Source organism: Limihaloglobus sulfuriphilus (assembly GCF_001999965.1).
In the GTDB taxonomy this organism is placed as follows: Bacteria; Planctomycetota; Phycisphaerae; order Sedimentisphaerales; family Sedimentisphaeraceae; genus Limihaloglobus; species Limihaloglobus sulfuriphilus.
The window spans coordinates 509,136-533,984 of sequence record NZ_CP019646.1; the positions used below are offsets into that span (position 1 = coordinate 509,136).

A 24,849-nucleotide genomic window follows, 5' to 3' on the forward strand; every position below is an offset into this window, starting at 1 on the left:
AGGTCAGTTTACAGAAAGAAACTTTACGGGCAGATTATATGAATAAAACAATTCAAAGCTATGAAAGTCAAACCGCTGCGGGTCTCGGCATCGATGCGGGGGGAACCTACACCGATATAGTCGTTTTCAGTTTCAGAGAAAATCGAATCCTTGCCAAATCCAAAGCCTTAACTACCAAATGGGACTTTACAGAGGGTATCGAGGCGGCTTTGGACAAGATAGATTCCGGGCTTCTCTGCGATGTGGGGCTTGTAAGCGTATCAACCACACTGGCAACAAACGCTATTGTCGAAGGGCACGGGCAGAAGGTCGGTCTTCTGCTGATGCCGGCATACAGCAGGTTTGATGATTTAGAGCTGTTCAACAGGCCCGCTGCAGTTGTTAAAGGCCAGATGGAGATTGACGGCAGTGTTGTCGAGCCTGTGGATCCCGACGAGATAGCCAGGACGGCGGAAGATATGATAAAGACTCACGATGTTAAGGCCTTTGCCGTTTCAGGCTTTGGCGCAACGATAAATCCTTCTCACGAAATAGAGGTTATGAAAATCCTCCGCAGCCGCACAGGCCTTGGCGTAACCTGCGGGCATGAGCTCTCACAGATGCTGAACTTTAAGACACGTGCGGCGACAGCGGTTCTCAACGCCAGGATAATACCCTATGTCGAGAATCTCTTCGCTAATCTGGAGTCGGCACTCGCCGGCAGAAACATAAATGCGCCGATAATGGTTGTCAAGGGTGACGGCAGCCTGATGAGCGTAGAAATGGCCAAAGAGAGGTCGGTTGAGACGGTTTTCTCCGGCCCGGCGGCCAGTGTTGCCGGCGCTAAAAAGCTCACAGGCCTGAAAGATGCCCTTGTCGTAGATATCGGCGGAACTACAACCGATACCGCCGCGATAAAAGACGGCAAGATCGAAGTCTGTGATGAGGGAAACATAGTAGCCAATGTCCACACGCACGTAAAGGCTCTTAATATGCGGACAAAGGGGCTTGGCGGCGACAGCGCGATTAACATATTGGAGCGTAAGATAGCAATAGGACCGATGCGGGCAACACCTGTATCATTTCTCGCGGCAAGAACCCCGGAAGTCTCCCGGGCTTTGGATTATATTTTCAGACAGAAAGAGCTCTATTCAAATGACACAAGAGCAATGCAGATTCTGTTCCTGACAAGTCACCGAGAAGATATCGCACTGAGCGATCTTGAAAAGAATATCATTGAGCTGCTCAAAAACAGGCCCCATTGCCTGGATGAATTAGCGGCTAAACTTGACCGGAAGCACTGGAGCTTTATCCCTTACAGAAACCTCTTCATGCACAATATTGTCAGTGTTGCCGCGCTTACCCCTACGGATATTCTCCACGTTCAGGGCAAAATCAGGTTATGGGATTCTCATACAGCAGATATCCTGTGCCGGTTTTATGCGGATATGATGAACCTTACATGCAGTGAATTTTGTGATTCAGTTCTGGGGTCCTTCACCAGCAGCATTGCCGTCGAGCTGTTGAAAAAGCTGATGGATAACACTCTTGAGCCGGATTCGATTGATACATCCGGAGCGGCGCAGGCTATTATTGGCAAATGGCTCGCAGGGGCTGAATCAGAACTCTCGATTAACATGAACCTCTCATCTCCGATAGTTGGCATTGGAGCTCCGACGGGCCGGCTTTTGCCTGATGCGGCAAAGTTGTTCAACACAGACTGCATAATACCGCCAGATGCTGATGTTGCAAATGCTCTCGGAGCGATTACGAGCTCCGTTTCAGTTTCAAAGACGGTAAAGATAACCGCCAGGGAAGATGTTTTTTATATTGAGGGTATTCCCGATTGTCCGGGCTTTGAAGACTACGCCGAGGCCAGAAAACACGCATTAGAGAAGCTGGTTGAGATAGTTAACGAGCTTGCACATAAGTCTGGTACGCTCAATCCGGAAGTTGAAACCAGCGAGATTGAGAAAACGGCCAAAAATAAATACGGCACGGATGTGTATCTCGGCACACTGATAACCGCAACTGTCACAGGCCGGCCGGCGGTTATGCAGGCTTAGAATTGTATTTTTATAATATTTGAACTTTTTAAATCGCGGCGCATAGTGTATAATAACATTTATTAAGATTTAACTGCTCTTTAACAAAAGAGGGGGCGACTGGTATCGACCGGATAGGTAGATAGTCAGGCGGCATGCCCAGGATGACAGTAGGCCTGGATAATCATCTGTCAACTAAACTTTTAATTGGCGCAAATAACTACGCCATGGCTGCCTAATAAATTGCAGCCCGTCTTATTACCGTCTCTTCCCGCGGATGGTTTTAAGACGTCGATTAGCGGGATAAGCGCTTTTCCTGCCTTGTGTTAAGCGACGAAAACTTAAAGGCTGGTTCTCAAAGCAGTCTGTCTCTGGACGGTTTTGAGGATGAGATCAAATCATGAGACTAAGCATGTAGAAACCTGTCTTGAAATATCACGGGACGGGGGTTCGAATCCCCCCGCCTCCAGTAGGGAAAGCCTGTTTTGTTGAAATGTCAAAGATTTTAAACTGCTGTGGGTTTATTGGTATATAACAGTTTTCCGGTTGTATTTCCGGGTAACTGTCGGTTAGTGGTGTCAAGGAGGTTGAAAGTCTTTTTTTCTGCTGAATTTTCGTTGTAACTTTATCCTGTATTTGTGATAATATATTTATCGGGCGTTGCTGCGCGGATTGGAATCCTCGCTGCCGGGTGAGTTATTTGTTGTATTGGAATGAGTTTACAATCAATAAATGACAGAATTAAACGTCTGTTTGATACCTTTAAATATGAGTTTTCCTATTTAAGGAACCTGAATTGAATAAATATTTTATCAGGGAAGCCATACAGGACGACCTTGAATTTATTGAGGAACTTGAAAACAGCTGTTTTCCCGCAAGCCGACGCAGCACCAGGCGGTCTCTAAAGCAGAGCATAGAAAGCGAGAGTCAGGTAGTCTGGATTATACAGGATTCCTCACTGCGGTTCTGTCCTGTGGGCAGCGCTTCAGTTATATGCTACAAGCATTCGCTGCGGATATATTCCATCGCCGTAGCCGCACAGCACAGGGGCAGAGGCATCGGGGAGTTTCTTTTAAATTACATTGTCGATTTTGCCGCATCTATGGGCTTTGAGAAGATAACTTTAGAGGCGGACAGTGCCTCGCAGAATCTCGTTGACTGGTACCGGAAATTTTCATTTGAAATCAAGGCTCTGCTAAACGATTATTACGGTCCGGGCGAGCACGCATACCGCATGGAAAAACCGCTTGAGTACCCCAGCGGGAGTTTTTGTGATTCGGGTAATGTTATTGTTGTGGACGATTCCGCTCTTAAATCCTTTTGTATAGAGGGTATAGAAACAGTTCCGGCAAGCGAGTACCTCTCTAAGGATCGGTTCAAAAACAGTGACAGGTGCAGGGTTCTCAACCTGTGCGGCTCGTATAGAACGCACTCATTGGGGTACTATGTCTCGCTTCTTGCCGCGGCTAGAAACCATAAGATCGTGCCTTCAGTTATGACTCTCAAAGATATTTCCAGCATCCCCATAGCCCAGAGCGTGCTTGAGGATGAGCGGGATTTTTTTGCCAGGCAACTGGAAAAGGTCAAATCGAACAGGATCGAAGTTACTGTGATTTTAGGCAAGTCGATTCAGCGTAGAAATTCTGAAATAGCAAAAAAACTTTTCTCTCTGTTTGAAATCCCTTTTTTCAGAATAACATTTGCAAAACATAAAGAATGGCGTATTGAGAAGATAAAAATCCTCAGTTTTGACGATTTGCAGAGGGAGATTCCCGAGTTGCTCGATGCAGCTGTTATAAACTTCTTCCAGAAAAAACGTTACAGCCGCACACGCCTCAAGAATTATAAATATGACCTGGCGATTCTGGTCAACCCTGATGAAAAGACACCGCCTTCGTGCCCTCAGGCCCTAAAGAGATTCAAAATGGCCGCGGCAGAAGTTGGTTTTTATGCAGAGTTTGTAACCAAATCTGATTACCGGCGGATTTGTGAGTTTGATGCTCTTTTTATCAGAGAAACCACATCAATCGAAAACCATACATATCAATTTGCCAGAAACGCCTATACAGAAGGGCTGATTGTTATTGACGATCCATGGTCAATCATGAGGTGCGCAAATAAGATATATCTCTACGAAAGGCTCAACAAGGCAAATATCAGACAGCCGAAATCCTGGCTCATAGCGAAAAATAAACTTAACGGTTCATTTTTCAATCAGCTCAAGTTTCCGCTTGTTCTGAAGCTGCCGGAGAGTTCTTTCTCACTGGGTGTATATCTGGTAAAAGATGAAAAAGAGCTTGAGTTCAGACTCGAAAAGATGCTGAAGAAAAATGACCTGGTTATTGCTCAGGAATTCCTCACGTCTGATTTTGACTGGCGTATCGGCATTCTTGGCAACAGCCCGCTTTTTGCCTGCAAATATTTCATGGCGCACGGCCACTGGCAGATATACAACTGGCAGAACGACGACAGCTCTGATTTTACGGGGCTCTCTGAATGTGTGCCTTTTGATAATGTGCCGGCCGGCGTTCTCAAGACAGCCCTGCGGGCGGCGTCTTTGATAGGTGACGGTCTTTACGGCGTTGATGTCAAAGAAATCAAAGGCCTGCCTTATGTGATTGAAATAAACGATAACCCCAATATCGACCATAATATTGAAGACCAGCTGCTCAAGGATGGCCTGTACGTGAAAATCATGAAGTCTTTTTATGACCGTATTGAGAAGGAACGCAATGAAACCCGCTACCTCATCTAATTCAGAAACCGGAGACGTTTACAGCAGGTGCCAGGGATGATTCACCCCCAAACCACTATAAGATATATCTGCCCTGAGGTAGGGATTGGTGTTTTCGCCCTGGCCGATATTCCCCGCGGGACAATAGTTGTTGTAAGGGACAGCTGTGATCTGTGTATAACTGAGCAGCAGTTTGGCCGAATGCCTCAGCCGCTGAAAAGTTTTACTGAAACGTATATGTATCATGACAAAGACGGTAATCTTATACTAAGCTGGGATCATGCTAAATACATGAATCACAGCTGTTTAAGCAATACTATGATGACAGGCTGCAATTTTGAAATCGCGGTCAGGGATATTTCCGCCGGCGAAGAAATAACCACTGAATACGGATTGCTCAATATCCAGCAGCCGTATTCGATCGATTGCGGCGCTCCTGACTGCCGAAAGATTGTCAAGGCCGATGACATAGATACTTATGGAGATATCTGGGATCAGCTGATAAAAGAGAGTATGCTTTTGATAAATAAAGTTCCTCAGCCGCTCTGGCCGCTGGTTGAGACTTCAACGAAAGAGAGCATAAAATCGATGCTTGCAAATCCGGATGATTACATTTCGGTAAAAACTATTAAATGGCCTGTCAATGAGACAGATGCCGCCGCCGGCTAAAGGCGCTTTATTTGCCGGTAAATTCTGTGAAATCATCTACAAAATCTGCGAGAATCCGGCTCAGACAGACATTGAAGGCCTCTACCACAGCTTCAGGCGTTTTTTCCTGAGCCGTTTGCTGGTAAAAGTAATGTTTTGTTCCCACCGGTTTATGGTCAGAATTGGATCTTGTTACTATGTTCAGGTCGATAACAGATTTGGGGGCGTCAGGATCTCTGAAATCCACATAAAAAGCGTTCAGGCTTCCGTAAACAGAATAATCCGACAGCCCTGGTATGACATTAAAGCCGTTGAGAAGCAGGATTCTCGAAAAATTCGAGGTAATCATCTCCGAAGGCGAAGCCATGAATTCATTGTAAAAATCAGTTTCGTACTTTGTCTCGGAGCGGCGGTATATGAAACTGTTGCGTTTCATTGCGCTTGAGATCTGAAACTGAGAAACATTGACAGTTACGGCATTTAGTGGGGCGTGAATGTGCCCGCTTTCTTTTTGGGTTTCACCGTATTCTATGCCGTTTATCATATAATAATTTTTTTTAACAGTACTGCGCCCCAGCATACATCCGGAAAGAGAGAAAACCGCAAAGGATATCAGTAACGTCACAAGTGATTTCTTCATTCATAAACCTCCGTTTTTCCGGGCTGATTTGAGTACAGCAGCTGACCGGGATTACTTTTTAATTCTGCAATAAAACTGTTTATGTTGTTAAGAGTGTGCTGCATTGATTCAAGAAGTGCGGTGATATCCGGGCCGCCCTGGTAAATGGCCGAATCTAAACTTGCGAGAATTTTGTCAAGTCTGTTCGATATATCGTAAATATTTTTCTTTTCAGAGCCCTCGCTTATCTGGAAAAAATCATCTATATTTTTGCTCACCAGAATCAGGTTATCATTTAGCTGCGTAAATCGTTGAACGGCGGTTTCAGAGTCCTGCATCAGAGAGAGAAGATGCTCATTTATTTGCTCTGTGTCGATCTTTTGCGTCTTTGAATTAAGAACCGCCAGCAGCTCATTAGTTTGGGTTGAAACTTCCGTTACAGCAGTATCCGCATTCTCAAGCAGCCTTATCAGTTTTGTGTTTATGGCGGCTGTGTCAACAGCGGAAGACTTCGCCGTCAGCTCTGTTATCAGGTTATTGATATTACTCTCCAATGCCGCTATATTAATTTCGCTTAATTTGTGGAGAAGTTTCTGGAAATCATCTGTTACATTGCCCAGAAGGCTTTTTGACGCTGGTATATAAGGATGATCCGGCTCCCACAATATATCCGGAACAGGCCCCGGCGAAGACGGATAGTCCAGCTCAAGCCTGGCAACACCGGTAAGTGTCTGTCTGGCGAGTGTGAGGCGAAGCCCTTCTTGTATCAGGTTGTCAAGATTGAATAGCTTGCGATTGAAGTTTTTGACCTTTTGCGGATTGGCGGACATCACAACCAGGACATAAGTAGAGAATTTAGAAGACGTTATATTCGTATAGTCAAGGTCATATACCGCCGGAACAAAAGTTATTTTCTCAACCTGGCCGATTTGAACTCCCCGATAGTTAACAGGAGATCCTACAGAAAGCCCCTCCACAGATTCATCGATATATGTCTCAAAATAGAGCGATTCTTTTCCCCACGTTCCCGCCCCATACATGATAAGTGTGGCTGTTAGTATTATTATCGCTGTTAGGCTGAAGACGCCTAATTTAAAATAATTTGCTTTCGAAGAAGCCATCTTCCTGAACCTGTTTAACAATGATTATGCACGTTTAATCTTGATACCTGATATAGTTTGGAATTATATAACATTAGCCGGCATTATGCAAAACATCTTTTTAAAACACTTTATGCCAATATTTTGCAAATTAACAGAAAAGGGCACCTTTCGGCGCCCTTTGATATTTGAATAATACAAAAATGTTACTTTGTTTTTTTTGCGGCTGTCTTGCGTTTGGTTTTTCCCGCGGTTTTCTTTTTAGATGTTTTACGGTTAACAATTCCGTTGACCTTCATCGGCAGACCAAAGAGCCTGATAAAGCCGATCGCGTCCATCTGGTCATACTCTGCACCCATTTCAAAGCTGGCGATTTCTTCCGAGTAGAGGCTGTAGGGGCTTTTAACTCCCGCGGCCGTTGCCCTGCCCTTGAACAGTTTGACCCGTACTGTGCCGGTTACTGTCTTCTGGGTGCTGTCAATAAATGCATCCAGGGCCTCGCGAATCGGGCAGAACCATTGTCCGTTATACACGATTTGAGCGTACTTAAGAGCGATTTGCTTCTTGTAATGATAGGTTTCCCTGTCTAAGCAGAGCGTCTCGAGCGCTTCATGAGCGGTCATAAGAATTGTGCCGCCGGGTGTTTCATATACGCCGCGGCTTTTCATGCCGACAAGCCTGTTTTCAACAAGATCTACCTGTCCCACGCCGTGCAGGCCGCCGATTTCGTTGAGTGTTTCAATGATTTTCACACCGTCCATAGCCTTGCCGTTGAGCTTGACCGGGATTCCCTGCTCAAAATCAATTTCAACATAGTCCGGTTTTGCCGGCGCTTTTGAGACCGGCCGGGACATGACAAAGAGGTTATCCTGCGGCTCGTTCCACGGATTCTCAAGATCAGCCCCTTCATGGCTGATGTGCCAGAGATTTCTGTCGCGTGAGTATATCTTTTTCTTTGTCTGTTCGATCGGTATTTTGTGCTTTTTAGCGTAATCTATTGCCGCTTCACGGCTTGTGAGTTTAAAGTTTGGATCTTTCCACGGTGCTATAATCTTCAGTGATGGATCAAGAGACATGAATGTCAGCTCAAACCGCACCTGATCATTGCCCTTGCCGGTCGCTCCGTGAGCAACGGCGACGGCGCCTTCCTTTTGAGCGATTTCAACCTGTTTCTGGGCGATAAGAGGCCTCGCAATGCTGGTGCCCAGCAGATAGCCGTTTTCATAAACCGCGCCGCTCTTTACCAGAGGCCACACGAAATTCTCTACAAATTCCTGTCTCAGGTCATCTACATAGCACGATACTGCGCCGGTAGCCATTGCTTTTTTCTGAATGCCCTTGAGCTCGTCGCCCTGTCCAAGCTCTGCCGCGTAGCAGACCACGTCGTAGCCGTAAGTCTCTTTGAGCCATGGGAGTATGACACTTGTATCAAGTCCGCCGCTGTATGCCAGTACGATTTTTTCCGCCTTAGCCATTTTATACCTCTAAATGATTATGGTTTAGTTAATTATACACAAAACAGAATTATATACTCCGCATGGCCGTTTTCCAGCTAAAAATCATCATATTACTCGCTCAAGGCTGTTATTTCCTGTATTCTCATCAGACTTTTGTAAAATTGCCTGTAAGTCTATGAAATGCTGCTGCACAAACCTCAATTTTTTCTCTTCATTATTTAACTGTACGGGGAATTCCAGCAGTTCTTCATCAGTATTCCTTTCCATTTCAAGGATAGCCTTCTTGAGCTTATCGAGTTGATTAGCATCTTTTTTTACTAATTCCGTATATTTAGCCGAACAAAGAGGACAAAGCAGCAGTTTGTTAGCTTCATCTTCTTTTGGTAGATTTTTAAACATTTCTACAGCTTCAAAGTAGTACCCGCCGTCCTTTTTTTCAAAACTCACGCTCCTGTCGTCAAGACCTTCCTGGCAAAGCTGGCAAACCAGAACGCCATCAATATTTTTGTAGTTTTCCTGCAGATAGTATCGAGGGTCTAAGTTTGTTTTGCTCGTTCGAACATTACGCTCTCTTTTCTCACGTGTTACATCTTGCAGGTTTGAGTATTGCTTAGCTTTTCTCTCTGCACGTCTATCCGGGCTACTTGATGGTCTGGAAGGATATTCTGGCATACTTTCATTTTCGATATTATTTTGTAGTCTATGGTTTTCTGTTATTTGTACCGCCATCACCTGATCAGTTTTGTCTTTATGCATGGACGGCTTCTCTATGGATGTTTCTGTTCCATTTAATATAACTACTTGATGGTCGGTTTTTCTGGTGTTAATTATGGGATCATCTTCAGTTTTGAGGGGACAATATTGTTCTAACTGTAATGGCTTATCATCAATCAGATACTTAACTTCGTCTGGAATTCGCCAACTATTTTGCTTGATTCTAAATTCAGAGTTATCTGACCCAAGTACTAATTCTATCCAGACAGCCAAATCTCTATACGCACGGTTTGACATTAATGCACGAGCTAACACATGAGCAATCGGGTTCTTTACAAAGTCAAATTTACCTTTTAAAATAAACAGTATCTTTTTGTCTTTATCCCAGAAAGAATCCGCCGAAATTGTCTCTATGAAATTGTTTAGTTGATAATTTACCTGGAGAGATGAAACTATGACTTCATTTGTATCACAAAGTACATTGACAATCTTATTATCGAGCAATCTCTGATAATCGATCTCACTTTTTTCCTTTATCCATGTCAGAATAAGTATCTTAGCAGATTTAGTGAGAAATTTAGGTTTTTCTATGACATTATCTTCTTTGTATTCTGCTATATTAGCAATTACTGAATCTGATAAAAAAGGTAAATGAAAAGTTTTGTAAACTATCGACCAGTAGTTGAACGAATCTTTTTGAGGACGCCATGCAAAAGAAATATTCTTGTTTTTTTTAAATATCTCTCTTAGATTACCATCATCAGGGACATATACTTGCGAGGGTTTCTCAAATGATTTGTCCTGTGTCCATATTTTTGCTTTAGATAAGAAACTTTTCCACCAATCTGGGCGATCCTCTTCGTTCATCTGGCAGATAGTTCTTATTTCACGATAGATGGCATTTAGTTTATTTTCGATTTGTTCTTTATTATTGCCAGGTTTTTCCTGCAGTTTTAACCAATAATTTGCATAGACTTCATTGTCGACATCCTCTTTTACTTTTAGTTTTTTTACAAAAAAGTCTTTAAGGTCAGGGTATAAGCTTTCAAGATAAACAAAATCATTACCCAATATATTACTGCGGTCTTCCCATATAACTTCAGCAGGTGTTGCCCATTTAGATTCTGAATCCGATGGTATAAAAATAATATTATTATTACAGAGACGATCTATTACATCAGACTCCAATTCTCGCGAATCAAGAGTTCGATATATTCGACAGGCAAGGTCTTTAGAACCAGACTTGTTTAATGTACTTTGCTCAAGTACTGATATAAGCTCTTCTACGGTAGTCTCAGTTCTAATACCTAACTGTCTGACAGCATCTTCGGAAAGCTCCCCTTCGAAATATGGAACTGAATCACCGAGAATTTCTTTGATTTCGGCACGGAAAATAAAAGTCTCAGAAGGTTTACAAAAACCTTTAGTTGTGCACAACCAAGGCTTGTTTTTCAATGTCACTAGTAATTCGGAACAAAATAGTTCCGATTTCCAGCTGTAGAAAAAATAACTAACCTTAGTCCATGCCCAAGACTTTATAGGGGTTTGGTTAATCCATTTAACTAAACTAAACGATATCTTATTTTTCTCTTCTTTAGAGTAATCGTTAAAAGAGCTTATAACGGAAAAAGGACGATAGTTCTTAATCTTGCGACTATAATTTGAACGGTGAGTTTTCTTAAAACAAACCTCCTCATAATGGTTTAAGGAGCTGTCATTCCCATGACCTTCAAATATCACAGGTGGTGGATAAGCCCTGACACCTAACTTTTCCCATAATTTCTGAAGTTTTTTTATAGTTTCAGTTTTGTTCAATTCAATATAGGCTCCTGAAAGCCACACTAGGTGCTTTCTATCTTCATATGAAACAAAAATGTTCTGCCATCCTGTTTCATGGTCAAGGTTGATGGGGGTTGCTACGGCCTTTATTTGAGGTTCGATATTGTCCGTACTAAACAGGCTATTTTCATCGTTAAGTTTATAAGATAATCTGCAGCTGCCATCTGAAAGTAAAACAGGTATGTCTTTGAATTTATCATACATGTCTTGAAATTGTGAAAGGAAGACAGTTGCGTAAACAAGATCAGACTCACTGATATGCTCGTAATTATCCCTTAGCCAATTCGATACATCAATAGCATAATTGTCTTTCGAAAAATTGTAAACATTAAGTGTTTTGGTCATCCATTTCCGGAGCTCAGAATCATCCACTATTCTTTCTAAGAAATCTTGTTTCAGGAATGCCAATGGCACACGAACGAACTCGGGGACACTTGCAAGAATCTGTTTAATATTATCATCACATTCAAAATAAATAGGTTGTTCATTGTCACATGACCATCGAAGTTTCCCCTCAACAACAACCGGGACTACCGGACAACCAGTCAAGTCATTATCATTGTCATATGATCTAAGATATTGATAGCATTCGAGTAGCCAATCGTAATCATGCTTATCAATCCATTCAATATCTTTAAAACTTTCTATGACATAATCAAAAGGTAGCTTTCTAACGCCCACTGCTTTCAACTCTTCTTCAAAATGAGCAATCTCTTTTTTTACAAGTCTTTGTTCGAGAAAGATTAGAGGGAAAACATCATTTTCCAAAAGTCCTCTAAATTTGCGGTGTGGCTTATAAGTTTTTTCAGGTTTACACAATAAATTATCTGGTTCTGTAAGGATTATCTCATGATTCTTGAGTTCATTCTGAACACCTTCAACTACTGCATTTAAAAAAGAATAGTTAGTCTTTGTGGGTATAGTGGCATATATGGCATATTTTGATCTATTGACACCAAATCACTTTGCAAGCAAGATAAAACACCTTCTCTATAGACTATTGAGATGCAATCCCGGAGCCACTCATTCCACGATTCTTCTTCGTGAATACCTTCACGAGAACTAACAAGTAGAAAATCCGCGTTTATTAAAAATGGGATACCTGTTTCTTCCCATACAGGTAAATAAGCAAACAACTTTTGCTGCGAAGACTTTTTATTTAAGGGCAAGGCTACAGAAACTACGCGTTTTTGTGTTTTAGGTCTTTTGTCCGAATAAGCGTATTCAGGTTTGTCAAATTCTTCTGAATTTATCCAGTACACTGCTGTCCTGAATCCTTCAGCGTTTTTACAATGAATCAATTTAACAAGAGGGTAAGATTCATCTTTTTTCTCAATGACAATCTTGTAATTGTCTTTTGGCGTATCAACTACTATTTCTATTTTTTTTATTCTTTTTAGAAATAGAATTGTTTCCGGTTCTATTTCTTCTAAATACTTAAGGAGATTATTCACTGCATCATTTTCTTTGTTTAATGGTAATATTATGGTAGTCCAGTCCCGGTTAATCTCATTTGGAATAATGTCGATCCATTTGGGAACTATGTAGCCCAATTTAGTTTCTTCATCGTTTTCTGGAAGAGAAAATTGGAAACCATTCGAAAATATAGATGGTGAATTTGTTATCTTGAAAACAGACTTAAAGCCTATTCCTTTTTCTCCAATATATCCTTGAGATTTGTCTTTTGTTGATTTTCCAATTTTACAAATAGCATCAACATGGCTTTCTTCAAAACCAGTTTCATTGTTTTCAATGATCAGCGAAATTTCCTTTTTGCGTTGCAAATTGATCTCAGCTATTTTAAAGCGAAGCGTTGGACTAACATCATCAGCATAATTATTATCCTCTGCATTCTGGATAAGTTCGAATATAAAATGAGTGTCCTTTGAGTATAAGTCCTCTGCAAGCGTTTTAATACTGCTCGAATAGCCTTCCAATGTACGCTGTGTGTTTTTATTGGGACTGTAATCATCCCTTATCTTATTAATAAACTCTTTTTTATCCATGTTGGCTAATGCCCTATCTTAATTATTCCATAAGCAACAGGTTCTGTATGTATATCGGCTTTTTCCTTAGCCTCTTCGATTTTTGATTTCCGCCGCTGGTAAGCAGCCTCTGTATTTTCAAGCTGGCTTTGTTTCATTCGTCTTATCTTTTCGTTATCAGCAGAATCCAGTTGGCTTTGCAGAACAGCTGATTTTGCGTTATGACTTGTTCTAAGGCTGTCTAGTTTAATATTGCAAACTTCTATAGTTTTTTGTTTATGCTCTTTGTTTGCATTCTTCCATAGTGTGTAGTGTCTCTTTTCTACATCTGAATAATCGTCCTTCGAGACCGTGCCGCTGTATTCATAATCCACAGTCTCCTGCAGCAAAGCGAATAAATTCTCTTCTAAATCAGGATCTTCGCAAACAGCTATAAGCTCCATATCTTGAACAAAGCCCTGTTTTGCCCAGGTAAATATCATGAATCTGTACTCACCCGGTTGGGTAATATCTGTTGATACCCTGACCGTTAAGCATGACATTTTCTTTGTATCAACAATCATGACAGCCTGTTTTACCAGCGGATGAAGCGGCATTATAAATTGAGCTTCTCTGTTGTCAGAAGCGCATTCACCGTCAAAGGTTAACCTGCAAACCTGGTCCGCACCTTCGAGCCATCGCTGCCACTGCCTGTTTAACCTTGACTTATCTAAAGATAGCGACTTGAAATCCGCCAGAAGTCTCTGCCGGGCTTCCTTAGACAGGCGAAGGGTCTTCAATGGCTGCCGGCCGAGTATATATTCCCCTTCGCCGCACCTGCTGAGAAGATATGTCTCCACCAGAAGCCTTATTGCCTGCGGGCTGAGCCAGTAACTCTCGCCGGACTCCAGTTTTTGCTGAGCATTATTTGTTGGCACCTGAAGCCCGAAAAACTGGTGCTGGTGATCCTCAAGCTCTCTTTGTTTTTCAATCTGGAGTACCTCATTGTCAGCAAGCTGTTTTAGCTTTTCCTGTCTCTGCTGGTCTGTAAGTTCCAGGTTGGTAGCAATGTCGCGAAGTTTTTCGGTTATTTCGCCCAGTATTTCTTCACAATCGCCTATGCTTTCTTTGAAAACTCCTATTCGCAACAGACAGCGGGAATAGATATCAGCGTCAATAGTACCCTTCACAATCAGGTTGTATATTGCCACAGCCTCGCTCTTCTGACCCCGTCTGTCAATACGGCCTATTCTCTGCTCAATTCGCATTGGATTCCACGGCAGGTCATAATTAACCATTGCATCGCAGAATTGATAATCCAACCCCTCACATCCGACTTCTGAGAACAGCAGAACATCTATGGCATCCTCATCAGTTTTATCTTTCTCGAATCTGTTCCGAAGTGTCACCCGTACCTCATCAGGTATGTCGCCATGTATCAAACCAATCCTTATGCCTGCGCCTTTTAGTTTGCCGGCGAGATAGTTCAGAGTATGCCTGAAAGAGCTGAAAATCATCAATTTGTTGTTCGGCATAGAAATTTTCTGATCAACTATTTTTTTCAAAGCATCATATTTTGGATCCTGTTCTGGAAGTTTGTGCAGACATTCTTCTATCTCGGCGGATAAACTTCGTAGATATTCAATATCCTCACCTGTCAAATCAATTTCATCATCAGATATGCTGCAGTTGGCTATCGCTGATAGCTTTTTGTCGGTAATTTCTTTGATGAATGGTGTCAGACCATATACACAGCTTGATAGCTGTCGGCGAATAGTAGAGGTCATCCACTTAATGTTTATTCCGCCGTGACTGCGGCCTAAGCGTTCAATTTCAAATTGAAGTATTGCATCATAGAAGATTCGCTGTTCATTGGTGAAATCAACCTCAACTGTCTCGACATTACGTACACAAAAATCAGCAATGTCTCTGCGGCGTGTACGATTTATTATTGAAGCGAAACTGTGAAAACCTTCTATTGCAGATATGGCAGAGACTCTCGCTTTAGAATCCAGAGTATCCTTATTGAGCTTTTTGGTCAAATTTTGGAATTCTGTGTTCTTATAGGCGGTTTGACCATATCGGGTACATTCCGCTTTCTGCAGGGCATTTAAAGCTTTTATCTGCCAGTCATGGCCGCCGATCCTTGCAAAAGATAAGGCTTTATTGATATGCGGATTTGGCTCTACCAGATACTTAAAGCTGTCCAGATCGACTATAAGATCAGGGCGTAGAAGATTCAGCAGAGTGTAAAGGTCACTGTTTCCCATTTGTACAGGCGTAGCGGTAAGAAAAACCACAGATTCGGCGTTGCGGCAAAAACACTCTACAGCTCTATAACCATATGTATTACTGTTTCTTATGTGATGTGCCTCATCTACTATCACCATATCAAATTTTATGTCATCGGCTAAATCTTCTATACCTTTTAAATGGCGTTTCCTGTCTCCTTCAACTGTTATTTCGCTGAATAATGAATATGTTAGAATTGTTTTATTATGCTGTTGAGGCCAGCACTCTTTGTATGTCTCGTCTAAACAGTACTTTAAGCTCTTACCGTCAAGTTCAGTAAAATCCTCATCAAACCGCTTCATTTCGCTGAACCACTTTTTCTCAGTAACAAGCGGTTTGGGACAGATAACCAAGACGGATTCTACTTCCTTGCGGGCTTGAAGCTCGCGCATTATCAATCCGGCCTCTATAGTTTTACCTACTCCAACACCGTCAGCTATCAAAATTCGCGGCTGTTCCGATTTGATAATCTTCATTACCGGCATAAATTGATAAGGGACAATATCAATTCTGGCGGCGTTAAGAGAGTATAGTTTATCTACAGACGGGTTTTTCAATTGTAATGCGGTTAATTTGCGGTGCAGTTGGTCTATTGTGGATTTAGATTGTTTGCTGGTTTCTGCCGGCTCGATCTGTGATTCATAGAAAATTTTATTATCACCATCTATGAATACGGTTATTATAGCTTCAGTGTCTGTTAGTTTTATTCCAGTAACAGCTCCTTTTTTGTTCTTATCACTCTTAAGGCATATGATATTGCCGATTTCTAAGCCTGTAGCGGTTTTTTTCATGGTTTCTGTTGTTAAATTAGACTTTTCACTGGGAGTTGACGGTACCTCTTTTAAAAGATTTTTTTTCAATTGTCCGGCAGCTTCCTGCACCAATTTGTTTTCGTCCCAGCTTTCTGCAAATCGCTGAATTGTGTCAAGATCACGGTTAACATCTTTTGCGTTTATACCCTCACTGGAAACATGTGCCCATCGGTTCCTCACAATTTTCATTTCGTGCAGGTAACATTTGTTTTCAGGAGTTAGGCTCGGCTCTTTATCACTTAAGTTATACCAGTTTTTTTCAAATATTCGCAGTAAGGCAGCTAGGTCAAGCCTTGCTAAAGATTTGATATTACTGCGTTTAACCATTTCATTCTGCTGATAAGATAAGTTTGGAATTACATACTCTTTCCACCATTTTCCCGACATTTTTAACAATCTGCTCTCCAGCCACTTGCAAAGCCCCTCGCTTATAAGCTGTTGAAGTGCTACCATTTTCGGCGTTACATCGTTCATAAATAAACCCCATATATTTATTATAACTGTACTTATTACCTGTGTATAATAATTTAATATAAGAGAATGTCAACTTCACTTTCTGAGATAGTGGATTTATAGGTGATTTTGTCTTTAAATAAATGGCATGGTGGAAGTTATGAGTTTTATGTGTGTAACAATAAAACGGGCTCCGGCCGCCAGAACGGCCGGAGCCGTTGCATTCAGACGGATTTATATTCTTGTCTGCAAACCACCGAACTCCTCCCTGTCCGGTTCTGTCTTCGAGTTTACAGGCGAGTAAGGGCGTATCCGCCTGAATATCGTCAGTTCGACTGAAAATTATTGCGGCATATCAAGTATGAAAGGTCTCAGGTGCGGGTTCAGGTATGCAAAAACGGTTTTATTATAAGCCGGGGTGCCTTACTCCATTAGCAAGCCGTAAATAAAAATACGGCAACCGTTCAATCTCCGAATTTTCAATAATGAATTTTAGAATAAATAAAAACTAAATTCAAGCAAAATCGTTAAAACGTTTACAGGCATAGGTATAGAAGAAACCTTATTTACCCAGTCCCCGATTCATTGAGCCGCTTTGGTATCCGTCAAGGTCCAGCGAGATGTAATTGAATCCCGATTTTCTCAGCTCAGAGCATATACGGTCTCTGATATTTTTTTCCAGTATGCGGCTCATCTGGCTCTGGGGCAGCTCAATTCTCGCTGTGTCGCCGCAGAATCTGATACGGAAGCCGCTGAAGCCAAGCTCATAAAGCACCTGCTCAGACTTTTCAATCTGTTTAAGAATCTCAGGTGTGATTTCTGTATCATAGGGCAGTCTGGTCGCCAGGCATGTAGTGGTGGGCATATCAGCCTGTGGCAGTTTCATCCGCCGTGCATAATTTCGTATGTCATCCTTTGACATACCCGCATCATCGAGCGGGCAAAGAACGCCAAGCTCCTCTACTGCTTTGTTACCGGGGCGGTAATCGCTGTAATCGTCAGTGTTTGTCCCGCAGGCAACGTGTTCAAAGCCCATTTGGCGGGCTTGCTGCTGAATTCGTGCAAACAGATGTTTTTTGCAGTAATAACACCTCATTGTGGAATTACATGTAAACTCCCCGATACTCATGACATCGGCATCAGCCCTGATAATTTTTAAACCCAGATTCGCGGCGGTTTTTTCTGCATCTCTGATCTGATTTTCAGGGATTATAGGCCCCTGCGCCATAAAAAGCAGCACATTTTCCCTGCCAAGCGTTTCCGCGGCTGCGGCGGCGAGGAATGTACTGTCCAGCCCGCCGGAGAAGGCGATTGCAAGTTTCTGGTAACCTTTAAGGGTGTTTTTTAGATTTGAGAGTTTATCTGCCATAAATGCCGATGGTGAGATTCGAACTCACGACCCCAGCTTTACGAAAGCTGTGCTCTGCCAACTGAGCTACATCGGCTAGAAGTGGGGCTATTATATAGATTTCGATTTGGTTGTAAATATACTATTCTTTGCGAACCTGATTAAAATTCCTATAATATATAAATCAGTATGAAAAAAAGAAAACGAAACACCCATATTACCGCGGCTTTTACGCCGCGAAAAGCTCCCGCGCCATACAGGCAGTGGGGAGAAGATATCGAGCCGGAGGCTATCAGGCAGATGGACAACGCCTGTATGCTGCCGGTTTCAGTTCGCGGCGCTCTTATGCCGGACGCCCATACAGGCTACGGCCTGCCTATCGGCGGGGTTTTGGCAACTGAAAATGCTGTTATACCGTATGCGGTCGGCGTAGATATTGCCTGCCGTATGAAGATGACAGTGCTGGATTTACCCGTCTCGGCGATTGAAAATGAGCCTCAGCGGCTCAAAGATTCCCTGTGCAGTGAGACGGCGTTCGGGGTTGGTGCGGAGTTTCGAGCTAAACGAAATCATGCAGTTATGGACGAGGACTGGAGTTTCAGCCCCGTACTGCGTAAGAACAAGGACAAGGCGTGGAGTCAGCTTGGAACCAGCGGCGCAGGAAACCATTTTGTCGAATACGGAGTTTTGACTTTTGAAAAGGCAGGTCTCGGTCTTGCCGCCGGCCGGTATCTGGCGCTCTTAAGCCATAGCGGCAGCCGCGGAACCGGCAACTCGGCGGCGAGTTACTACAGCCGGCTGGCGATGGATAAGCATCCTGAGCTTCCAAAAGAACTTACGCATCTGGCCTGGCTGGACATGAAAAGCAATGACGGCATTGAGTATTGGCTCGCGATGGAGCTGATGGGCCGGTATGCCGCCGCCAACCACGAGCTGATTCACCGCTCTATTGCCCGGAGCCTCGGCGTTGGAGTACTCCTTGATATCGAAAACCATCATAATTTCGCCTGGAAAGAACACCACGGCGGCAAAGATGTTATCGTCCACCGCAAAGGAGCGACACCGGCCGCGAAAGGTGATATAGGGATAATACCCGGATCCATGGCAACGCCGGCATATATAGTCCGCGGCATGGGCTGCGGAGCATCTTTGAATTCCGCCTCGCACGGCGCCGGCAGAAAAATGAGCAGGAGGCAGGCCAAAGATACGTTCAGCTGGTCTGAGCTGAAGAAATATCTGGCAGAGAAAAATGTTGAGCTTATCTCCGCCGGACTGGACGAAGTCCCGATGGCATATAAAGATATCGATCAGGTGATGGCGGCGCAGGCAGAGCTTGTCGAGAAGCTGGCAATTTTCGAACCCCGCATAGTCAAAATGGCACACAGTTGAGCGGCGGGTCGGGAATAATTACAAACTTTGAAATGTTCGTACTTCTCTTTTTGCGTTAATTGAGTATCATTAAACCGGTATGAGATATTTTTTAAACATATTTTACTCTATTGCTTTGGTTTTGTATCTTCCCAAGGTATTGTACCGCAGGTATGTTCACGGCAGGTACAAAGACGGATTGGCCCACCGTTTCGCACGGTTTGGAACTCTTCCCCATCGCCGCGGTTCGGTAATCTGGATACATGCGGTCAGTGTCGGCGAGGTCAACGCGACACGCAGCCTTATAAAAGAGCTCAGAGCCATGGATGCGGGCCTCGAGTTTGTTATAACTTCAACGACTGATACGGGTTATGCCAGAGCTAAAGCTGTTTATAAGGATGATGTTGACATATTTTATTTTCCGTTTGATTTTTCCTGGATAATGCGGCGGGCATTTGCGAGTATCAAGCCGACAGTTTGTGTACTCATGGAGCTTGAGGTCTGGCCGAATTTTATATATACCGCCGGCAAAAATAAAGTTCCTGTGATAGTTGCAAATGGTCGCATAAGTGACAATAGCTACCCGACTTACAGGAAACTGCGATGGTTTGTGAAGCGGATTTTCAGCAATATAACAATTTTTTGTGCCCAGACAGAGGTTTATGCCCGGAGGTATCTAAGCCTGGGCGGCAGAGACGGCACGGTTGTTGTAACCAGTTCGCTTAAATATGATACCGTTGAAACCGATCCGCTTCGTGTTCCGGGCCGTAATGAATTGACCAATGAAATTTCTTACACGCCTGAGAGGCCGTTTCTGGTTGCAGGCGGCAGCGGCCCCGGCGAGGAACAGATGCTGCTTGATGTTTATGAGAGTCTCTATAAAATCAATAAGAAGTTAAGGTTAGCGGTTGTGCCGCGTAAACCGGAGCGTTTTGATGAGGTGGCGGCTTTGATCGAAAAATCGCCGCACAGCTCCATGCGTTATTCGGCGTTGAAAAACGGCAAGGGCTCAAGCGGGGCAGATATAATTCTGGTGGATACCATGGGCGATCTGCGAAAGTTTTACTCAATCGCTCATCTGGTTTTTGTCGGCCGTTCGCTGGTGCCGATGGGCGGTTCTGACATGCTCGAAGCAGCTGCCCTCAAAGTATTTACAACATTCGGCCCGCACACATTTAATTTTAGACAAACAGTTGAAGTTTTGACCGCCGGCCAGGGTGCAGTAGAGGCGGCTGATTCACATGAGCTTAAAGCTGTCCTGGCAAAGGCCTTGCAGGACGATGCTTACAGAAATGATACTGCCCGGCGAGGCCAGGAAATAATAATCAGCAATCAGGGAGCCTCCGCCAAAACAGCCGGGATAATTCTGGATATGCTGTAAAGCGGACATATAGCCGACGACGGTGTCGGATCTTGCATTGACTGGGTCGAAATATTCTCAACCTGCTGGAAGTCCAGTTCAAAGACTCTGTATAGTTCTCTGTGTGTTGCAAATCTTTTTTCTTCTGGTATGATGAACAATATGCAGTCAATAAGTCCGGAAAAGTGCGCTGAGTTTATACGAGAGGGCGGTGTTGCCGCGTTCACCGGAGCGGGCATATCAACCGCGGCGGGGATTCCCGATTTCCGAGGCAAGGGCGGCTTTTATTCTACAGGCAGATACAACCCCGACACAGTATTCGAGATTGAATACTTTAAAACAAATCCAAAGCCTTTCTATGATTTTTCCCGCGATATGCTGGAAATAGTTGACAGAATAACGCCTACTTTTACACATTTTTTTCTTGCACAGCTTGAAGAAATGGGGCTTCTAAGCTCACTTTCTACCCAGAACATAGATCCGCTGCACCAGATGGCCGGCTCGAAAAATGTTATCTGCATCCACGGCAGTTATTCATCGATGAATTGTCTGCGGTGCGGCAAATACTACGGCCTTGATGCGTCTCTTGAGTATATCAGGTCTCAGGATGTTCCCAGGTGCGGCGAGTGCGGGGGGCTTCTCAAACCGGATGTTGTTTTCTTCGGCGAGCAGGTGCACGGCATGAATGAAGCTATGCAGGAGATAGCCGAGTCTAAAACGCTGCTTGTTCTTGGTTCGTCTCTGGTGGTTTACCCCGCGGCGATACTGCCGCAATGGGCAAAAAGGGCAGTTGTCGTAAACAGGACAGGAGTCTCTATTCCAACAGTACCCGAACAATATATGGTTGAGAGAGAGCTCGATGATTTCTTCAGGCAGGTTGCGGAATATGTCTTTTAGATTATCCTTGATTGTTTAGGCTCTCTTTGGCGGTCTGATTGCTGTCTCGAATCACTCAGAATCGTCGTTCACTCTGGCGGATTTTGATATAATTTCAGGTGGTGCGGCCGGACTTTGTCAGCATCCAGCTTGAGCACTTTACGGTCGTAGGTCATCAGCCCGTTTACCTCGCCCTCAACGTCTGTGGTCTGGGTATAGATTGCCGCGGCGAGACCCTTACTGATAAGCTGAGGAAGTTTTGTTATAAGGTTTATATAAGCATCGTTGAGCTCTTCTCTGGTTTTAAAACTTCTGTATCCCCAGTTTCTTTTGTCCCACCACAGGTGCCCCTTTAGCGGAAGGCCCAGTCCTCCGAACTCACCAAGTACCGAGACTCGGGATTCTTCTACAGGGAACATGCCGGGCCCGGGATAGTTGTGCATGTCGTACATGTCGCCGCCGCCGCGGTCAGTCCAGCCGCTTGGACCGTCCACCAGACGCGTTGGGTCGAGCTGTTTTGTCCATTCAAGGATCTCATTTGTCTTGAACTGCCCCCAGCCCTCGTTAAACGGACACCAGATAGCTATAGACACGTTGTTATATAGCATGTTAACAATTGCTTTCCACTCAGCGCGAAAGTTTGTCTCGGATTCTGCCGTGCGGGTAATATCAGGATCGCTCTCGCTGATATGTTTGTCCCCGTTGGGCATATCCTGCCAGACTATCATGCCCAGCCTGTCGCAGTGGTAATAGTATCGCAGAGGTTCAACCTTGACATGCTTGCGGATGCAGTTCATTCCCAATTCTTTGAGCACCTCGATATCGTAACGCATCGCCTCATCACTTGGCGGCGTATAAAGTCCGCCGGGCCACCAGCCCTGATCAAGAGTCCCGAAAAGAAATATCGGTTTGCCGTTGATATATATACGGTTTATGCCGGACTCATCCTTCTTTACATGGAATTTGCGCATAGCAAAATAACTGGTTACTTCGTCGAGCGGCTCGTCATCACGGGTAAGTGTTACTTTGAGGTCATAGAGGAATGGATTATCCGGTGACCAGAGTTCTGCGTCTGGTATTTCCAACTCCAAAACATCGCCGAAACAATTTCCGGCAGCTCTTGTTATCGTCTTGTTGTCGGATATCGCGGCAAGATGGAGGAAATACTTATCGGCGATGCGGCTTTCGCGGTCAATACCGGCGGTCTCAACCTCGACACGCACCTTGCCGTTGTCAACATCAGGTGTTATCTTGAGTGAGTTTATGTGTGCCTGGGGAACCGCCTCCATCCATACTGTCTGCCAGATACCGGTAACGGAGGTGTACCAGATCCCCTGCGGTTCATTGACCTGTTTGCCGCGAGGCTGGTAGCCGTCGTCGGTTGGATCCCAGACCGATATCACGATGTCTGCTTCGAGCTTTGCGGTTACGGCATCGGTAATGTCAAAGCTGAAAGCGTCGCAGCCGCCAGAATGTTTGCCAATCTGTTTCCCATTTATCCAGAGGGTCATTCTCCAGTCAACCGCCCCGAAATGCAGGATTAACCGCTGTCCTTGCCATTCTTCAGGAATAGTTACCTTACGCCGGTACCAGAGGGCATTTTCCCCGCCTACGGATTTCTTTACGCCTGAAAGCGCCGATTCGACCGGGAATGGCACAAGTATCTTGCCGTCCCATTCTGCGGGGATCTCAGCATCTTTCTTTGTGATCGCATAATCCCACAGTCCGTTTAGATTCAGCCAGTTATGCCGGCGCATCTGCGGGCGGGGATAATCTCTCCATACATTCTCCGGTGTTACACCGGCAGCCCAGCGGCTCATTATTGTATTTTGGGCAGGTTTCCATTCCTTAGCATGAGTTGTCATTACTGAGGCCATAATTATTATCCAGAAAAAATTTTTTAAGTATATGATCACTTTGCAGTACCATTCGTGTTTTTCGAATTCTGCATCTTATTTTCTGTTCCTGTCCATTAGCCGCTGTCTTAGCGTTTTGAGAGAACTGCGTTTTCGTAATCTTTTACCTCTGCGAGCCAGTCCGCGCCGGCGGGAGTACCGCTTTTGAGGCAATAGTAATCCCATACAGCGCCGAACGGCATGGACTTTAGCTCTTCGAGCATGGCGAGGCGTTTTGTAAAATCGCCGGCTTCTTCGGCTTCTTTGAGCATTTGCGACGGCTCAAGCAGCGCCGTCAGCAGGGCTTTGATCATTGCACGTGTGCCGATAACCCAGGCTGCGATGCGGTTTATACTCGCGTCGAAGAAGTCCAGCCCGATGTGTACGCGTGACTGGAAGTTGTTGCGTATAACTTCCTGTGCGATATACTGCAGCTCTTCGTTGAAAATAACCACGTGGTCGCTGTCCCAGCGAACCGGGCGGCTTACATGCAGCAGGAGCCGGTCAATGTAGAGCAGACAGCTTGAGAGCTTGTCGCTGATGACCTCGGTCGGGTGGAAGTGTCCCGCGTCAAGGCAGAGCAGCTTATTGTTTTTCATAGCATAGCCCATGTAGAACTCGTGTGAGCCGATAGTGCAGCTTTCAGAGCCGATTCCGAAGAGTTTGCACTCTACAGCGTCGAGGTTGTGTTCGGGGCTGATATCCTCAGCGAACATCTCGTCAAGTGATTTTTCTAATATCGCCCTGTGTCCGGAGCGGTCGATCGGGATATCCTTATATCCGTCCGGAACCCAGACATTGGTTACGCACGGCTTGCCCAGCTCTTTGCCGAAATACTCTCCGACTTTGCGGCAGGACTTGCCGTGGTCAATCCAGAAGCTGCGGATGTCTTTGTCTTTGCTGGAAAGAGTAAAACCGCTGTCTGCCATAGGATGCGAGAAGAATGTGCCGTTGAAGTCCAGCCCGAGCCCCTTATCCTTTGCCCACTGTGCCCAGCCCTTGAAGCTGTCTATGCTTACGTGGCGGCGGTCGGGTTTGCCGTCAAACTCGCCGTAGATGGCGTGCAGGTTTACTCTGTGTGTGCCGGGGATCAGGCTCAGGGCCTTGTCCAGGTCCTGGCGGAGCTGGCAGGCATTGGTCGCTTTGCCCGGGTAGTTGCCGGTAGCCTGTATGCCGCCTGATAGGTCACAGTCGCTCTCGAAACCGCCCACGTCGTCGCCCTGCCAGCAGTGCAGCGATACGGGTATCTTTTTCAATGCCTCTATGGCGGCATCTGTGTCAACGCCCAAAGCGGCATAGGCTTCTTTGGCTGAATCGTAATTTTTGTTTACGTATTGTTCATTCAT

The 24,849-nt window shown here is 44.5% G+C and carries 15 protein-coding genes, 1 tRNA gene and 1 other RNA gene; 7 read left to right on the forward strand and 10 right to left on the reverse strand.

The features are described 5' to 3' along the window. The first annotated feature begins 38 nt into the window (after nucleotides 1-38). From SMSP2_RS01930 to SMSP2_RS01945, 4 genes are all read left to right on the forward strand, one after another. Nucleotides 39-2,045, forward strand: coding sequence for a hydantoinase/oxoprolinase N-terminal domain-containing protein (locus SMSP2_RS01930; RefSeq protein ID WP_146682347.1), 2,007 nt, complete (start codon nucleotides 39-41; stop codon nucleotides 2,043-2,045). A 91-nt stretch (nucleotides 2,046-2,136) separates the two neighbouring features. Continuing rightward, nucleotides 2,137-2,496: a transfer-messenger RNA gene (gene ssrA / locus SMSP2_RS01935) on the forward strand. 324 nt (nucleotides 2,497-2,820) lie between these two features. Then, entirely contained in the window at nucleotides 2,821-4,779 is a 1,959-nt protein-coding gene (locus tag SMSP2_RS01940; protein WP_146682348.1) for a GNAT family N-acetyltransferase, read from the forward strand. A gap of 36 nt (nucleotides 4,780-4,815) precedes the next feature. After that, nucleotides 4,816-5,427, forward strand: a complete 612-nt coding sequence (locus SMSP2_RS01945) for an SET domain-containing protein (protein WP_146682349.1) — start codon at nucleotides 4,816-4,818, stop codon at nucleotides 5,425-5,427. Nucleotides 5,428-5,434: 7 nt separating this feature from the next. Here the strand turns inward: SMSP2_RS01945 and SMSP2_RS01950 are convergent, their stop codons facing one another. From SMSP2_RS01950 to SMSP2_RS01985, 8 genes are all read right to left on the reverse strand, one after another. Continuing rightward, a complete protein-coding gene (locus tag SMSP2_RS01950) occupies nucleotides 5,435-6,046 on the reverse strand; it encodes an ABC-type transport auxiliary lipoprotein family protein (protein WP_146682350.1) in 612 nt (203 codons plus the stop codon). After that, nucleotides 6,043-7,146, reverse strand: coding sequence for an MlaD family protein (locus SMSP2_RS01955; RefSeq protein ID WP_146682351.1), 1,104 nt, complete (start codon nucleotides 7,144-7,146; stop codon nucleotides 6,043-6,045). Before SMSP2_RS01955 ends, SMSP2_RS01950 begins: the two co-directional genes overlap by 4 nt. Before the next feature lie 185 nt (nucleotides 7,147-7,331). Further along, nucleotides 7,332-8,600: an argininosuccinate synthase gene (locus SMSP2_RS01960; RefSeq protein ID WP_146682352.1), complete on the reverse strand. Its 1,269-nt coding sequence runs from the start codon at nucleotides 8,598-8,600 to the stop codon at nucleotides 7,332-7,334. A gap of 87 nt (nucleotides 8,601-8,687) precedes the next feature. Then, complete coding sequence (locus tag SMSP2_RS01965; protein ID WP_146682353.1) at nucleotides 8,688-11,903, reverse strand: hypothetical protein; 3,216 nt, start codon at nucleotides 11,901-11,903, stop codon at nucleotides 8,688-8,690. A gap of 122 nt (nucleotides 11,904-12,025) precedes the next feature. Continuing rightward, complete coding sequence (locus SMSP2_RS01970; protein WP_146682354.1) at nucleotides 12,026-13,141, reverse strand: sacsin N-terminal ATP-binding-like domain-containing protein; 1,116 nt, start codon at nucleotides 13,139-13,141, stop codon at nucleotides 12,026-12,028. 5 nt (nucleotides 13,142-13,146) lie between these two features. Continuing rightward, complete coding sequence (locus SMSP2_RS01975) at nucleotides 13,147-16,677, reverse strand: SNF2-related protein (protein WP_146682355.1); 3,531 nt, start codon at nucleotides 16,675-16,677, stop codon at nucleotides 13,147-13,149. A 541-nt stretch (nucleotides 16,678-17,218) separates the two neighbouring features. Next, entirely contained in the window at nucleotides 17,219-18,025 is an 807-nt protein-coding gene (gene larE / locus SMSP2_RS01980) for an ATP-dependent sacrificial sulfur transferase LarE (protein WP_146682356.1), read from the reverse strand. A 3-nt stretch (nucleotides 18,026-18,028) separates the two neighbouring features. Beyond that, nucleotides 18,029-18,101: transfer RNA gene (locus SMSP2_RS01985), tRNA-Thr, on the reverse strand. Nucleotides 18,102-18,193: 92 nt separating this feature from the next. On the opposite strand from SMSP2_RS01985, the gene SMSP2_RS01990 reads away from it, so the two are divergent. From SMSP2_RS01990 to SMSP2_RS02000, 3 genes are all read left to right on the forward strand, one after another. Then, complete coding sequence (locus SMSP2_RS01990) at nucleotides 18,194-19,393, forward strand: RtcB family protein (protein ID WP_146682357.1); 1,200 nt, start codon at nucleotides 18,194-18,196, stop codon at nucleotides 19,391-19,393. Nucleotides 19,394-19,472: 79 nt separating this feature from the next. Further along, entirely contained in the window at nucleotides 19,473-20,753 is a 1,281-nt protein-coding gene (locus SMSP2_RS01995; protein ID WP_146682358.1) for a 3-deoxy-D-manno-octulosonic acid transferase, read from the forward strand. Between the two features lie 141 nt (nucleotides 20,754-20,894). Continuing rightward, nucleotides 20,895-21,629 carry an SIR2 family NAD-dependent protein deacylase gene (locus SMSP2_RS02000; RefSeq protein ID WP_146682359.1) on the forward strand — a complete coding sequence of 245 codons (735 nt, stop codon included), beginning with the start codon at nucleotides 20,895-20,897 and terminating at the stop codon, nucleotides 21,627-21,629. A gap of 68 nt (nucleotides 21,630-21,697) precedes the next feature. Here the strand turns inward: SMSP2_RS02000 and SMSP2_RS02005 are convergent, their stop codons facing one another. After that, on the reverse strand, nucleotides 21,698-23,485 hold the full coding sequence (locus tag SMSP2_RS02005; protein WP_146682360.1) for a glycoside hydrolase family 2 protein: 1,788 nt from the start codon (nucleotides 23,483-23,485) through the stop codon (nucleotides 21,698-21,700). 107 nt (nucleotides 23,486-23,592) lie between these two features. Then, the gene (locus SMSP2_RS02010) at nucleotides 23,593-24,849 is read right to left on the reverse strand and encodes an L-rhamnose isomerase (RefSeq protein WP_146682361.1); all 1,257 of its coding nucleotides are present in this window, start codon (nucleotides 24,847-24,849) and stop codon (nucleotides 23,593-23,595) included.